Origin of the sequence: Mucilaginibacter endophyticus, from assembly GCF_003351025.1 — a bacterium.
Lineage (GTDB): Bacteria > Bacteroidota > Bacteroidia > Sphingobacteriales > Sphingobacteriaceae > Mucilaginibacter > Mucilaginibacter endophyticus.
In genome coordinates, this window is sequence record NZ_QPCG01000001.1 from 1,313,943 (window position 1) to 1,329,686 (window position 15,744).

Here is a 15,744-nt window from a genome sequence, read left to right on the forward strand (position 1 = left end):
TCGCCCGCTATGAGCTGGAGAAACCGCGCGGCTTAGGTGTTATAGGCATATTTTTTTGATTAAAGCCTGCCCACATTTGATCAAAAAAATATCACAAATGAAAAATAAGTTCTTATTGGCATGCATAATAAGTTTATTATCCGCCAGCATCAGTTACGGCCGTCCGGCCGCCGAAACAGGATACGCCAGTGTGATCCGCGATTTCATCGACAGCCACATGACCACCAACTTCAAAAAGTTAAAATCAATAATGAGCGATAATTCCGTATTAAAAATACCCCGCGGCGAAAAGGTGCTTGTACAGGAAAAAGACGACCTGGTAAGCATGATGAAAAAAGACGCGGGTACGCTGCAAAACTGCCAGTCGAACTATGAGGTGCTTGCCCAAAGTGATGCCATGGTAATTGCACGGGTTGATTTTAATTATGAAAATTGCTCACAGCATGATTATCTCATCATCGAAAAAAATGACAAACAGGATTGGAAAATTACACAGGTTTGCAAAATGTTTGAAGACATAAAAACACCTTTAACCAACGATAATTCGGTAGTAGCTAAAAACTAAATTTTACTTCCACAGCCAACAATAATTAATCACCCTATTGGGGTGATTTTTTTTATTTTAATTAGCTTTATTTTAACTTTTTAATTGTACCCCCATACAGGTAATTTAAATTACGTTTTTAATTGAAAAAGCTATTCCGTTTCCCCTTTTTTCTGCTTTTGTGTTCCCTGGTATGTATGGTGATGTTTACGGGCCGGGCCTACGCACAGAAATACATTTTTGCGCATTATGATATTGAGGATGGCTTAATCCAGTCGCAGATCAACAAAATGTCGATGGATTCCGACCACCGCCTGTGGATTGGAACTTTTGGCGGCGCCTGCCGCTTTGATGGTAAGGATTTTACTGCCTATACCCGTTTAACAGGCCTGCCTGATAATTACGTAGCAACGGTTTTTTCTGATAAGGGAGGCTGTACCTGGTTTGGTACAATGAACGGGCTTGCGAGGCTTTATAAAGGGAAAATTATCCGTTACAAACCCGATATTCCATTAAAGCGTTATTTTGTAGGCAATATAATCCAGGATGGTGAAGGTACCATCTGGGTTACATCGGCCGGGACGTTGTTCAGGGTTAAAAATGATAAGATGCAGCACGTGGCTATTAACAACGATGCCGAACTTTTCATTACCAGCTTAGCCGTTAACAATGCGGGTGTTTTATATGCCGCTGTTTACAAAAAAGGTATCTATCGCCTTAATGGGCAAAAATGGGAGCATGTAATTGATGTTCCTTCGGTGTATGACGAACAAATTATTAAAAGGATATTTTTTGATCGTTTTGATAAAGGCAAAATTTACCTTTTAACACGAACAGGTCTGCTATGCGCCAGGGATGGTGTGGCTAAACCGCTGGATATAAAAAACGTTACCGAAAAAATCAAGGGTCAGCTTTTATGTATTGAACAGGATGCCGATGCCAACATCTGGCTGGGTACTGATAACGGCGCTTACTTTATCATGGATGGCGATGTGATCCACTACAACTCATCAAACGGCCTAACGGATAACTCTGTTCCTGATATTTATTTTGATGCTGATAAAAACCTTTGGCTGGGTAGTCTGGGCAATGGCCTTTACCGTTGCGAAGGCGACCGGTACACCATTTTCGACCGCACACAAGGTATCCCCGAATCAAAAATTGTCATGTCGGTAACCCAGGACTGGAACAAAAATGTTTTAATGGGTATTGACGGAGCCGGCATTTTGCGGTATGATGGAAAAAAGCTGAGCGAAATATCCGTGCCTGGCGGTTCGCCATATTTAAAAGGCGTGCAGAGTTTATATACGGATAAAACCGGTACCGTTTGGATTGGCACCGGGGCAACAGGTTTGTGGCAATATGATAAAAGCGGTTTTAAGCAGGTAAAAAACAGCTCGGGTTTTGCCTATAACTTTATTACTGCTGATGAAAGTGGTACGCTATGGCTTGCTACTTCCATGGGCTGTTTCTATTATCAAAAAGGCGAACTGAAGCAACTGGAGGGGATTCCGTCATATTCGGCTTCAATGCTTGGTATGGGTGGCGATTCTGTTTTGATAGGTACCCAAAATGGCGTTATGCTGGCCGTGAATAAAAAGATAGTTCCCGGGTTTAAACTTAAATCATTTCCCAATACGGCAGTTTATAGTATGATCCGGTATCGAGATCTGCTGCTGGTAGGTACTGATGACAGTGGTCTGTATACCTGGGATATGACGACAGGCGCGGTTAATATTTATAACGTTGGCGACGGACTAAAAGCTAATAGTATTTACAGTTTAGCTGCTGACGAACGTGGCAGGCTCTGGATGGGGACCGGCAGGGGAATTAACCGGATGCAGTACGACCCTGAGAAGAAAACTTTTTGGGTAATTGATAACATCGGCTCGAAAGAGCCCGTGGTTGAGGCCAATCAAAATGCTATTATGCACCGTGGGCACGAGATTTGGATAAGCACAACCAAAGCGGTTATGGTGTATAATACCATGACTAAAATGGTACCCTCGCCACCGCCACATGTGTTTATCAAATCGGTACAGCTTATGAAGGAGGATGGCGAAAAACGCTCCTCAATTGACCTTGATGACTGGGCCGAACTTAAGCACAATCAAAATCACTTATCGATATCCTTTCTTGGCGTATACCTCAAAAATCCCGATGCGGTATCTTACCAATATAAACTGGTTGGGCTGGATAGCGCTTTTAGCTCGCCAATGCGTAATAATGTGGTTAATTACCCATCGCTGCCGCCTGGGAAATATACTTTTAGAGTAAAGGCAATAAGTCCGGACGGACAGGTTTCGCCCAAGATGGCGAGTTTCAGTTTTGTGATCATTCCACCATTTTATCAAACATTTTACTTCAGGTTGCTGGCTATTGTATTGCTGGTGTTGCTTGGTTTCGGGGTGCAAAATTTGGTGCATCAGCGTAAAATAAAACGCGAAAAGGCAATTGAGGCAATGAAGCGGGAAGAGAAGCTCAAAATCCGTCAGCAAACGGCCGAAGATTTTCATGATGATTTGGGTAACAAATTGACCCGTATTACCGTCTTATCAGAAATACTGAATGCCAAAATAGATAAAGGGCAGGCAGATCAGCGCGGAATTGTTGATCAGATCAAACAGAACGCGGCGTCATTATACAATGGTACAAAGGATATCCTGTGGGCGCTTGACCCTAAAAGCGATAACCTTTACGAAACCCTTAACCATATCCGCGAGATAGGGATAGAGGTTTTTCATGATGTACCTGTTGATTTTGAATTTGCCTCTGTTGATGAGGATATCCAGCTGATAAAATTGCCCATGGAGTATAGCCGTAACATCACCATGATATTTAAGGAGCTGTTAAATAATATCCTTAAACATGCGGATGCCGGGCTGGTGACTTTTGAGCTTGATCAAAGCGATAAAAACGCGATAGCACTGCGTGTTACCGATGATGGTAAAGGCTTTGACAGCAGCGCGGCCCATCGCGGCAGGGGAATTAATAATATCAATGCCCGCGCAAAACGGATTAACGCGACATTGCTCATTAACTCGGAAGCAGGAATAGGCACATCAGTAACATTAAAATTTAGTAAAAATCAGTTAAACAATTAAACATGGGGCGTAATATTAAGGTTAGTATTATTGAGGATGATGAAACCCTGCGTGATGGTTATGCCTTTTTAATTGGTGCTACCGAAGGTTATGATGTGATTAGTACCTATTGCTCGTATGATGAGGCATCAAAAAAAATTGCCATTGATAAGCCTGATGTAATATTGCTGGATATCGAGCTCCCCGGAGTTAACGGTATTGACGCTATCCCCAAATTAAAAAAACTACTGCCCAATTGCTATATCCTGATCCTCACGGTTTACGAATCTGAAAAACAGATCTTTAATGCGCTGGCTGCAGGTGCTTCGGGATATCTAACCAAAAATACGCCATCAACCAAAATCATCGAATCGATAAAAGAGGTGCGGGAGGGCGGCGGCCCCATGAGTATCAATATTGCGCGATTGGTAATCCGCTCGTTCCAGAAAAACCAGGAATCGCCATTGTCTAAACGTGAAACTCAGATCCTGGAACTGATAGGAGAGGGTAAAAGTCGCGGCCAGATTGCCAATGAACTATTCATCGACCTCGAAACCGTTCGCAGCCACATCAAAAACATTTACCTCAAGCTGGATGTAAACTCTCGCGCAGATGCCATTAAACTGGCAAGGCAGAATAAATTGATATAGCTAAAGAACGTTCGTGAGGACACGAACGTTTAGCATGAATAATTATTTTTATTCCCCGATCCGTGTCCCCACGGATCGCTTTCCATCATCTCAAACGTCCGCTCCCCATTCATCTAAGTAAAACTACGGATAATAAAATCTGAGTATTTATACTCTTTAAACCGGGGCATGTTTCGTTGCAAATTTGTATTGTCAGTTCGGAACTACCGGTTTAAGCAGCTTAACTTTCAGGACTGATAGGAAAACTCAGACATCCTTCAAAAGCCGAGAAAACCTAAAAAAATACACTATCATGTCAACATTTATCCCAGGCGGCAGCTATGCCAAAACCTCAAAAAACATCAAAAGCACTTTGTTTTGCCAATCAAGAAAAAGAAACCAATCTACCATTCCTGCCGAGTTAGATTTAACCGCGCTTTCACAAGCCAACGTTGAAAACCTGGATGGTTATTTGGTAAATCAACCAGGTAGCGCATCAGCAAGTGGTTATGTACCAGGCGGCAGCTATACCATTACTTCAACCGGCGAAGTGGTGATCTTATCGGCACTGTGCCAAAAAAGAGATCAAAGCTGGCAATATTCTACTTTAGACATCACTCATTTATCAACAGGTAAAACCCTGTCAAATATTGATGGTGTTTTAACAGTAGACTAAAACCTGCTCCACAGATATTCGCTGTCGCTGACCGCGAATGTATAATGCCTGTAGTTAAATGCTATAGGCATTATCTTTTTTGATGTTCGACGTAAGAGACTTCAGACAGTGTGGCGTCCGCGGGGACACGGACGCAGTGGTGAGCCCACTATCTTATTCCCCGATCCGTGTCCTCACGGATCGCTTTAAGGCCAATACTCCAAATTCCACTAATTCATAAATCCCCCAAATAGGGGGATACTATCCCCCTGCCGGTAAAGTACCTTTGATATGTTAAGTAGTTTTAACTGACCGGCTACTGTAAACCCGCTTCAAAAAATCATCCCGTATGCTGCCCCTTGGCCAACAGGTTGATTTCCATTATCAAATCTGGTTTCTGTTAAAACTACTGTAAATGAAATTGAAATATATACCTGTGTACACTGCCGATTTTGAGGAACAAATAAACTTTTATACTCAAAAGTTAGGCTTCAGAATAACAGGTACAATGACATTTTACGAGGGAAGAGAGAGCACGGTGATCCGGTCGGATAAATTAAATGTGGCGTTGCTTGTAACTAATAATGATAGCAACAGTGATAAGAGTAACATCATCATCAACACAGCCGACTGTTTAAACGATTATCATGCCCTGCGCACGGCGGGAGTGTTCTTTTGCAAATCGCCGGCTTATTTGCCGGCAGGTTTGGCAGCCGAGTTTTTAGATCCGGCGGGCAACAAATTTATGTTACTGGAAGAAAGAAATTATAACGAACAATAAAATCATATCACAATGGACTATTCAAAAGTATTACGCAACAACAATAAGATTGTAAGCCGCACCGGCGGTCAGAGACAGGGGCCGCAGTATACTTCAGATTTAAGCCTTCGCTTTGTTTTAAGCGGTAGTGAACGTTATGATATTGGCCGCAGGCATTTATCCATATACCCCGATTCATTTTTGATCCTGAACAGGGGCACTCAATATTCAACAGATACCGATCTGGATCAGCAGGTACAATCCTTCGCCATCAATTTTGATCAGCAGTTTTTGCAGGATTTTAAAGATTGCTGGACTTTTGATCATGACAGCTTATTAGATAAAGGCAACGGAAACGGAAAAGTACAACCCGAGTTTAATGAAACTATTTACCCATTTGCCGGGGACATTAAATACAATGTGTTCCACCTGAAACAACACCTTGACGATGGTATGCAGGATGAAATGCTGATCAATGAATACCTGCACCATACGCTCATTAACTATTTTCATATTTATAATGATGAGATCTGCAAAAAAGCCGAAAAGCTTGATTTCTTAAACCAGGGCACCAGGGTGGAAATCTTACGTCGCCTTAACCTGGCCAAAGAATTCTTGTACAGCAATTATAATCAGAATATTAGCCTTGAGGATTTGGCCGAACATGCATGCCTTTCGGTTAACCATTTGCTGCGCACCTTTAAGCAGGCATTTGGCTTAACTCCTCATCAGTTTTTAATACAGCTGCGTTTAAAACGGTCATTAATGCTACTGAAGGATACGCGTTATCCTGTAAATGAGGTAGTTGGTATGGTAGGTTTTGAATGCCCAAGTTCGTTTATCAGGTTGTTTCGTACGCATTATAAGATTACACCTTTAAAGTACAGACAATCAGCATAATAAGAGTTTTCTTTTGGTGTTAAGATGGTGCTTTTCACACATGTAGCCCGCCTTTAACACCCTATGTTTGTAGTACCAGATAGTTTTTTGTTAAGGATATTTGGTCAGTTAATAGTTAATGAAAAAGTCAGTAACGCGAGGTCACTGACTTTTTGCTTTTTATGAACCAGTACAAATATGTCATTGCGAGCGAAGCGTGGCAATCGCACGGAAGCAGGGTCGCCTTGAATAGCCGCGGTTGCTCCCCTAAGATGATAACATTGAATTAGTTACAGTTAAGTTTACACTGCTTGAAAATATGCGAAAATCAACATTTGGCTAATTGGCTGTAACGTTTGCTAAAAAACTCCGTCTTTTAAGTTAAAACCTACTACTATGAAATTTTTTACGATACTGGCCGTTACCGGCGGATTGTTTTTTTCTTCGCTTCAGGTAGAAAAAAGCAACTTGGCAAGCATAAAACACAGTAAAAACAAATGCTGTATGAATACCAAAAAATCAAAATGCCCGCTTGCATGCAAACGGGCAAAATCGGTTAAATTAAACGGTTAAAAACGATACAGGGTTTCATCCCCTCAAAAGGCGTCCGGCGATTTAAGGGGAATCTTTTGCCGGCGCCTTTGCAGCGTTTATTTGCTCAAATCAAATTTAATTAGTTCAGCATCGCCTGCTTTTACTAAAACGCCCTTCGCGTCACTTACACTAACACCTTGTAACAATGCTTTGCCATTTGTTGCTTTATCAGCGTCGAGACCTATCCTCTTCGCATCGATAGTATAAGTTTTATCTGCATCGCCATAATTAAACAAGGCCAGGTAAAAGTTGTTGCCAATTTTTAGTGCAAACTGCTCTGTAGTTCCCGTTTCTGTATTGCCCTCAACCGGCCTAAAGGCTTTTCCGTTTTGCACCACCTTTAAAATTTCTGGGTTTTGGTACATGGCTTTTGCCCTGGCCGACCATTGACCGTGGGTAGAGAAATCATCGCCGGTTATAAATGTACCGGTAACCACTGCCGAGAGCATTCTTGCCCGGTTAGCGCCCTCGCTTTCGGTTGAAAGTACCACGTGGTCGGCATCAACATAGTTATACAGGTAAGTTTGCCACCAGCCGTAATTTACACTGTTGAGGGTATAGCGGGTGTCTTTTATGGTTTTAAAGGCATCGCAAGCAATACGCCTCATGTGCGCGTACCTACCGGTTGCCAGGCTGGGAGAGATGGCCGCGTAAACCAGCATCTGGTTGCCCAACTGATCGATCAAATGTTCCATTCCTTTTTTATAGGCCTGCATGCCTGTAGTTATTTTCGGGTCGTAAAAATGACTTGACTCTGCCGCGGCATGCCCCAGAAAATCTATCTTGATCATTTTAAAACCACAGGCTTTTAACTTGCCAATTACATAATCAATATGCTGCAAAGTACCGGGATGGGTTGGGTCTGTCGCACGGGCGCCGTCAATATCGTGATAGCTATCGCCAACTTTTGTCCATGTTTCGCCATAGGTATAGTTGCTGCCTAAAACTTTACGGTTGGGGCCGCCTTGCCATCCCCAATCGGTAAAGGGGGCCCAATATACACCGGGTTGCAAACCTTTTGATTTACAGTAATCAGCAAAAGATTTCAGCTTGCTGAAATCACCTTCCCGGCCACCGCTGATCATGTTATCCCAAAACGAGTCAAGGTCAATAAACGCGGTATTACCGTTGCGGAAAGCCGGGATGCTGTAGGCAAAAAAGTTAGCTACTTTAATAGCTTTGTCGTAATTCAACTTCTCCTGCATTACGCCCCAACTGTTCCAACCAACAGGAGTAGGCTTGGTCCAGTTAAAAATGTAAGGAGGTTCGGCAATGCGGTTAGCTTTACCAAACTCTTCCATACCGTTGCGCCAGTCGGCAAACCAGCCTACAAATACTTTAGGCGATTTAACCGTATTGCCATTGATAAAACCATGGGCTATTTTATCGCGGTTTACGGCTTCTTCAGTATAACCGCCCCATACTTCAAACGTATTAGCGCTGTCTTTTTTGGCGATGGTGCGCACACCTGTTTTCCAGGTTTCGTGCTCAACCGATCCAAATACTAAACCTTTGCGGCTGCTGTTGTCAAAAACAGTTCCTACCTCGGCACTGATATTGCTAACCGGGGCTTTAAATGCTTTTGAATTATAGCTGATGAAGGTATCGTTATCAAATGGTACAAATAACGAGCGGGTGTCGCCGGCAATTGTGGCCATATTACCGGCAATTGGCTCCATGTAATTTGTTTTAAGGTTTTTACCTTCAACATAAAGCTCAACAAAAAAGTAACCTTTGTGCGATGGGTAGGTATAAAACACCTGCACCATGTTTGGTAAATTGTTGCCGGTTAGGGTAAAGGTATGTTTAAGGCCTTTACCAAAGCCGTCTGCAACCTGTGCCTGGCTATAAACAATTTGTTTATAATCCTTTGAGGTAAAGAATTTGCCATCGACGCCGGCTTTACTATAACAATTGCTAAGTATAGCCTTGCCATTTTCGGTGACAGAAAAAGTGCCCGACTTTTGATTGTAACGGACAGTGCCTACAGGACTGTAAGAAAAGGAAATATCGACCTGCTGAGTTGGTTGAGTATTAATGGTTTTGGTTGATGCTGAAACAATTGCCGGCTGCCAAACGCAAAGCAAGCCGGACAACTGTACAGCTATCATTAACCAATTAGAAATTTTTCGCATGAATTTAGGTTATTAAATGTCTAAGATACATTTTATTTGTTAAGCACAAAATTGTATCTAAATATTAACGTATTCTTTACAAAATGCGGCCTTTATGACCTGGAGTTTGCTATAACTAAGGCACCCTGGAAAGGATGCCTTAGTTGCTGGTAAGATGCTATTACGCCTTAACAGCCATAACGTTTTTGATTTGTCCGTTAACTTTCACCTTAACCATACGTGGGGTAGGCGAGGTTACTTTATAACCGGTAATCTTTCCATCCTTCCATTTCATATCAACGGTGAAATTACCGCGGGCTTTAAGGCCTTTAACTTCTCCATAAGCTTTCCATGCATCAGGGATAGAAGGTACTAAGTCGATAAATCCTGCATGGCTCTGGATCAACATTTCGGCAATACCGGCTGTCGCGCCGAAGTTACCATCAATCTGGAACGGAGGGCCTGCCGACAACAGATTAGTATACACGCCACCGCCTGCACCGTAGTTAATGTCGGTTTTGATGGTTGGCTTCATCAGCTCTTTAAATAGCTTGTAGGTACGGTTGCCATCATGCAGACGTGCCCACCACAATATTTTGTAAGCGATAGACCAGCTTGGACCGTCATCGCCCCGTACCTCCAAAGTTTTTCTGGCAGCTTCGGCAAGGGCGGGGGTAGCCTCCGGCGTAATTTGAGATGCAGGGAACAAGCCGTACAGGTGCGATACGTGGCGGTGTTGCGGTTCGGTTTCTTTGTAATCTTCCATCCATTCCTGGATGCGGCCATCTTTAGCTACAACACCCGGAGGGGGCAGTTTTTTTACTTTAGCTGCCAAGGTTTTGCTGAAAGCTTCGTCGGTACCCAGTACTTTGCTTGCAGTTATTACGTTGTTGAACAACTGGCGGATGATCTGGTTATCGATAGTAGGACCTACGCAAATGCTGGCGTGCGTACCATCTGGTAAATAAAAGCTGTTTTCGGGCGATGATGAAGGCGAGGTAACCAGCCAGCCGGTTTTAGCATCGCTGATGAGCATGCTGTTGTAAAACTGTGCCGCGCCTTTCAATATCGGGTAAATTTGTTTCAGGTAGTTTTTGTCGCCGGTGAAATCATAGTGCTGCCAAAGGTTATCGCAAAGCCAGCCCGAGCCAACTTTACAAACACCCCAGGAGGCGCTCTCGCCCGGCTCGGTAAAGCCCCATGGGTTAGTGATTACATGGGCTACCCAACCATCGGCATTGTAGTAGGCTTTTGCTGTTTTTTCGCCGTGGGGCACCATGCCTTTAACCAAATCGGCAAGGGGCAGGTTCAATTCCGACAGGTTGGAAACCTCAACCGGCCATTGGTTCATTTCAATGTTGATATCCAGGTGGTAATCGCCGTTCCATGGCGTATGCACTTCATTTGCCCATAAGCCCTGCAAGTTTGGCGGAAGCAATCCAACACGGGTGCTGCAGATGCTCAGGTAGCGGCCAAACTGGTAAAATAAAACCGGCAGACCTTTATCCGCATCAGGATTATTGCGGAAAGCGATAAGCCTTTGATCTGTTGTTAGTTTTTCGGCCTCTGATGTACCAAGATCAATCTTTACCCTATTGAATAATTTTTGGAAATTGGCGATATGCTGCTGTTTCTCCAGCGCATAAGGTTTTTTCATAGCCGCCTTCAGTGCACCATCCATTTTGGTGAGATACTGGGGATTTTTGAAATCGGTACCTGCAGATACATAAATGATCACCTCTGTAGCATCCTTAATAACCAGCGCAGTTGGGGTAGTACTTAACAAACCGCCGGTTAGTTGCGCTTTAACCCTGGCTTTATAAGCCACGCCTTTACCGTCAGTGCCATTATCCAACTGACCGGTAAGGTCAAGTTCATTACCCTCGATACTGGCGACACCACGTTCCGGACGGCTGATGTTGATGCTCAGGTTAAGCATTCCCGGTTTATCGGCACTAAGCTTAATCACCTCTACATCGTCACCAAAGCTGGTAAAATATTCACGCTTGTAGGTTACGCCATTTATTTGGTAAGTGGTTTTGGCAAGGGCGTTGTTCAATGAAAGCTCACGTTCGTAGTTTTCATATTTTATATCTTTCTCATCAACACCTTTGTACTGGTAGCTCAGGTTAAGGTCGCCAAGCATCTGGAAGCAGCCAAATGGCACACCACCCGATCCTTTACCCGTACACACAAATGATTTATCGATAATAGCCTGAGCTTCCACGTTTTTACCGGCTGCAAGTAAGCTCCTGATCTCGGGTAGTTTTTTATAAGCTTCATAATTATTGGCATCCTGCGATGATCCCGACCACATGGTAATATCATTTAATACTACCTTTTCGCTGCTGATACCGCCATCGGGCATCATCCCTAAACGACCGTTGCCAAGCGCAATTGTCTCTTCCCAGCGTTGGGCAGGCTGTTTGTACCAAAGTTTTAATTGTTTTGTTTGTGCGTGAGTAAACGTTGTAATACCTGTTATCATTACAGTTATTAGCAGGGGCGTTCTTTTTAGCATGCTTTATGTTAATTAGGTTTTCTGTTTTTAAGTTTATTTAACCGCGGTAATAACGGGGATCTCTTCGGCATTTTTGTTAAGCTCCAATACAATTACATTGCTGTTGGCATCGGGCAAGGTTTGCGGCAAATCAATAATATAACCTGCTGCATTTGGTTTATAAGTTACTTTGCTTCCTCCCAGTACATAGGCATTGGTTACGCTAACGCCTGGTAAATTCGGCAGTACAATTTTATCATCTTTTTTCTGAAATATGTGCAAATAGATCTTGTTTACCTTGCGTGTAACAGCATAGTTATCATTCGGGGCGAAGGGGCCGCCTTTGGTGCCGTAAATGCTCTCGCCATATTTTTTAAGCCATGCACCCATTTGCTGCAGGGTTTCAATCTGCCGGGCCTCAATACGTCCATCAGGCATAGGGCCAACATTAAACAGTAGGTTGCCATTGCCTGCAGCCGTTTTTACCAGTGTTTGGATACATTCCTGCGCACTTTTCATTTTATCGTTAGGTTTCCATGCCCATTGCTGGCAAATGGTGATGCAGCTTTCCCAGGGCTCGTTCATATTCAGCTGACCGATGCGCTGTTCTGGGGTAAGATAATCACCTACCGACTGGTCATTCAGTTTTTCGCTTTCTTTACCTAAGCGATTGTTCACGATAACGTTTGGATCAACACTTTTTATATAGGCGTAAATCTCCTGCCCATCGGTATTGGTCCATGGTTTTTCCCAGTAACCATCAAACCAAAGCAGGTAAGGGTGATATTTGGCGATGAGTTCTTTCAGCTCATTCTTCATTTGCGTTTTAAAGGCTACCATATCTCCTTTAACATTCTTTGTGGAATCGTAAGGGTTGTGGATAGGGTAGTTAGGGTCGTGCCAGTCGAGCACGGTGTGATAGATGCAGAAAAGTATGCCCTGCTTTTTGCAGGCCGCGGCCAGTTCGGCCACTATGTCGCGTTTATAAGGTGTTTTATTGATATTATAATCAGTAAAGGCAGATGGCCATAAAGCAAAGCCATCATGATGTTTGGCGGTGATCACCAGGTATTTCATACCCGCTTCTTTAGCGGTTTTTACAATGGCATCGGCATTAAATAAAACCGGGTTAAACTCCTTGTACAGGTTATCATAATCATCCTGGGCTACTTCCTTGTTGCGGCTCCAGCCAATTTCGGTGCCGCGTAAGGTTACCGGCCCAAAGTGCACAAACATGCCGAAGCGTTTGGTCATGAAATCATCCAAAACCCCTTTCGGGGTTTTTACAGGAGTGCCTTGCTGGCCAAAGCCCACTTTGATTATTGAAAACAAGTAAAGGAGTATAATTGCCGGTTTTTTCATTGCTGAATTTTTATTAATGCATTAATTGTGGTCAGTCGCCTTTGATTTTTTTATAAATATGACCAGGCCGCGCGAGGCGGCCCGGTCATAGGGGTATTATTATAGTAATGAATGCCAGAAAGTTAGTTCGCTCATGTTGGTGTAGCTACCGTCGTTGTCAGAATTGTGTTTTACCCGGATCCGTATAAAACGTACAGGCGTCGGATTAGGTGTTGGATCGAAATTAACCTTTAGTGAAGCACTGCCATCGTCAGTTCTTTTGATTTCTTTAAGGAGCTTCCAGCCCTTTGCAGTTGCTTCGGCAGTCCAACCTGCGTCATTTGCTTTTAGTTTAGTAACAGCATTCGTTGTATCTGCTATGGCCCAGACTTCAAAATCATCGGGGTTATGGCAACAGTTCCGGCCTGTTTCTTCAATTGCTGTTAAGCCTTTATAAATAACACCCATATCGAAGGTGATAACAATAGGAAGCGAGCCATTACCATCAGTGTGAAAGATGTTAGGGTAACCTTGCGGACCATTACTGTTATCCCAAAGCCTGTCTATATCGGTGTCGCCTTCGTACGGTTTAGCATCATTAGTTAAGTACACCTTTCTGAACAAGTTTTTATCGCAGATTAAAGTAGTGGGCAATAGCGGGAATTTTTCATAACTATCTACATAAAAAGTATCCAGGGCGTTTACGGCTGGTTTAAATGCAGAGCGGAATTGTATGTCTGTACCTGCTTTATAATCGGATAATACGATGGCGCTGCTGTCGGGACTAAGTTTACCAATGGTTACAGCGCCTGCTTTATTTGTGTATTGTATATCGGTAAAAGTATTGTGCAGGCTCGTATCAACTTTTACAAAATTGAGCCTGAACCTGCCGTCGGCCGTAAGACCACCCGGATTGGTAACATCATAACCCCTGTTTGATAAGCCCGACTGATAAATGGGCCCGTATACCCTTACATTATTAATGTCAAGCGGAATTGAACGGTTGCCTTTAGCATCATACGAGAAAACGGTGAACGAATAAATGTATTCGTTAAGATTTGGTATAACAACCGTTAAACTATCCGATGGATTGTGATTGGTTGATGTGTAAATGAGAGAGTCGGCCTTGTTGTTCCAGTATATAACGTAACGGGTTATGCTGGGATCGGAGCTTGGGTTCCAGGTAAGGGCGGCACGTAAATTTCCGGGGCGGGAGTGTGCGTTGGCCACTGTACCCGGGTACTTAACTTCGTGTCCGTTTAAGTACGATTCAAACTGTGTGTCTTGCTTGCTGCAACCATACAACAGGTATCCAAGCAAACAGAAAGCAGCTATTCTGACAATATTTTTCATGTTCGTTTAATCTAAATGAGTTAATACCTATTGTGGGTTACCATAAATTGAAAGCTCCATCATGTGGGCAAAGTCACCGTTTGACCAGGTATCATGCACCATGAAGCGGAAGTATTTAATTGGTGTTGAACCCGGAGGGATATTAAAGTTAACCCCTGCCGCAACAAAGTCAGCATCTGCCGAATTGGTGAAACCTGGTGTAAGTCCCGATGGCGGGTTTGGATAATGATAATTGCCGATATTAACCCAGTCGCCAACTACGGTTCCAACAGGGGCATAATCAGGCAGCCTTACATCCTGCGGAGCATTCACATTTGATCCCCAGATGCTGAAATCTTTAGGGTTACCATGCGCGTAGGCATATTGATCGGGTCTTTCCCATAAAACAAAACGGCTTAACTGTGCCGATACACCAAGGCTGAAAGTAACCTGCATTGGGGCAGGCGCTCCCGGAGCGGTATGCCAGCCATTTGAGTACCCATCTGTTTTGTTATCCCATAAATATGGAACTTCCCAACCGTAAGCGGTAGGACTGTCAGTAGGTGTTTTATATACTGAAAACTTGCTCTTATCCAGTAGCGTTTCAAATATAGGGGTGATATTTACAACAGTAGTATCAGATATATTGCCAAATTTATCGGTAACATATACACCAAATTTTTGAGATACCGCGGGATATCCTCTGATGGAGTAATTGATGGTATCAACCTTGGTATAATGCTGGTCTACAACCTCCAGTGCCTGGGTTGATTTATCAAAGGCCAATAAAATAACGCCTATGTCTTTTTGATCAGGGTTCATCGCCTTGATGTTTACACCGCCAAAATCAGAAGTGATAGTTAATGTTGGTTTTATCAGTTTGTAAAAAGGTGTATCTGGGTGCACCTTCACAACCAGCGGATCAGACTTAACATTAGCCCTGCTCACCGAATAAAGCGTTACTTCGTATTCCTGGCTTTTGGCAAAACCGTCAACTGTAACTGTATCCGAGTAATAGCTCGATTTGGTTTGGCGTGTAGTTTTATCATTGATGCGATACTCGGCCTGCACATATAGCAGGTTATCTGAGTTTGGCAGATCGTAGGTGATATAAGCACCGCCGTTAAAGTTTTTAATTTTTACGTTAGTAACAACGGCAGGCTTACTTAAATCGGTCGAAACCTCTTTAACATACCCATCGTTCTTTTTGCATGAATTTAAGCACGCTATAAACAACGCCGCTGCAAGCACCAGCGCTGTTACCGAATAATTTTTAATGCGTTTCATAATTCTTATTTATGTTGAATTAATTC

11 protein-coding genes are annotated in these 15,744 nt (G+C 43.2%); 6 read left to right on the forward strand and 5 right to left on the reverse strand.

Annotation, left to right across the window (positions count from 1 at the left end; translation table 11 throughout):
- Window positions 1–97: 97 nt before the first annotated feature.
- The 6 genes from DUL71_RS05315 (at window position 98) to DUL71_RS05340 (ending at window position 6,571) form a co-directional block, all read left to right on the forward strand.
- Entirely contained in the window at window positions 98–565 is a 468-nt protein-coding gene (locus DUL71_RS05315; RefSeq protein ID WP_114937062.1) for a nuclear transport factor 2 family protein, read from the forward strand.
- A gap of 122 nt (window positions 566–687) precedes the next feature.
- Window positions 688–3,648: a ligand-binding sensor domain-containing protein gene (locus DUL71_RS05320; protein WP_154402321.1), complete on the forward strand. Its 2,961-nt coding sequence runs from the start codon at window positions 688–690 to the stop codon at window positions 3,646–3,648.
- Between the two features lie 2 nt (window positions 3,649–3,650).
- Window positions 3,651–4,277, forward strand: coding sequence for a response regulator transcription factor (locus DUL71_RS05325; protein ID WP_114937064.1), 627 nt, complete (start codon window positions 3,651–3,653; stop codon window positions 4,275–4,277).
- Between the two features lie 292 nt (window positions 4,278–4,569).
- On the forward strand, window positions 4,570–4,932 hold the full coding sequence (locus DUL71_RS05330; protein WP_114937065.1) for a cyanovirin: 363 nt from the start codon (window positions 4,570–4,572) through the stop codon (window positions 4,930–4,932).
- 394 nt (window positions 4,933–5,326) lie between these two features.
- On the forward strand, window positions 5,327–5,692 hold the full coding sequence (locus DUL71_RS05335; protein ID WP_112573782.1) for a VOC family protein: 366 nt from the start codon (window positions 5,327–5,329) through the stop codon (window positions 5,690–5,692).
- 12 nt (window positions 5,693–5,704) lie between these two features.
- Window positions 5,705–6,571: a helix-turn-helix transcriptional regulator gene (locus DUL71_RS05340; protein WP_114937066.1), complete on the forward strand. Its 867-nt coding sequence runs from the start codon at window positions 5,705–5,707 to the stop codon at window positions 6,569–6,571.
- 629 nt (window positions 6,572–7,200) lie between these two features.
- On the opposite strand, the gene DUL71_RS05345 is transcribed toward DUL71_RS05340, so the two are convergent.
- The 5 genes from DUL71_RS05345 to DUL71_RS05365 all read right to left on the reverse strand — a co-directional run bounded on the left by DUL71_RS05345 (window position 7,201) and on the right by DUL71_RS05365 (window position 15,718).
- Window positions 7,201–9,279, reverse strand: coding sequence for an alpha-amylase family protein (locus DUL71_RS05345; RefSeq protein ID WP_114937067.1), 2,079 nt, complete (start codon window positions 9,277–9,279; stop codon window positions 7,201–7,203).
- Window positions 9,280–9,439: 160 nt separating this feature from the next.
- Window positions 9,440–11,779: a glycoside hydrolase family 95 protein gene (locus DUL71_RS05350; protein ID WP_114937068.1), complete on the reverse strand. Its 2,340-nt coding sequence runs from the start codon at window positions 11,777–11,779 to the stop codon at window positions 9,440–9,442.
- A 33-nt stretch (window positions 11,780–11,812) separates the two neighbouring features.
- The gene (locus DUL71_RS05355) at window positions 11,813–13,120 is read right to left on the reverse strand and encodes an alpha-L-fucosidase (protein ID WP_114937069.1); all 1,308 of its coding nucleotides are present in this window, start codon (window positions 13,118–13,120) and stop codon (window positions 11,813–11,815) included.
- A 99-nt stretch (window positions 13,121–13,219) separates the two neighbouring features.
- Window positions 13,220–14,452 (reverse strand): DUF4998 domain-containing protein, encoded by a 1,233-nt coding sequence (locus tag DUL71_RS05360; RefSeq protein WP_114937070.1) that lies wholly within the window; start codon window positions 14,450–14,452, stop codon window positions 13,220–13,222.
- Between the two features lie 27 nt (window positions 14,453–14,479).
- Complete coding sequence (locus DUL71_RS05365) at window positions 14,480–15,718, reverse strand: DUF5000 domain-containing lipoprotein (RefSeq protein ID WP_114937071.1); 1,239 nt, start codon at window positions 15,716–15,718, stop codon at window positions 14,480–14,482.
- Window positions 15,719–15,744: the final 26 nt, after the last annotated feature.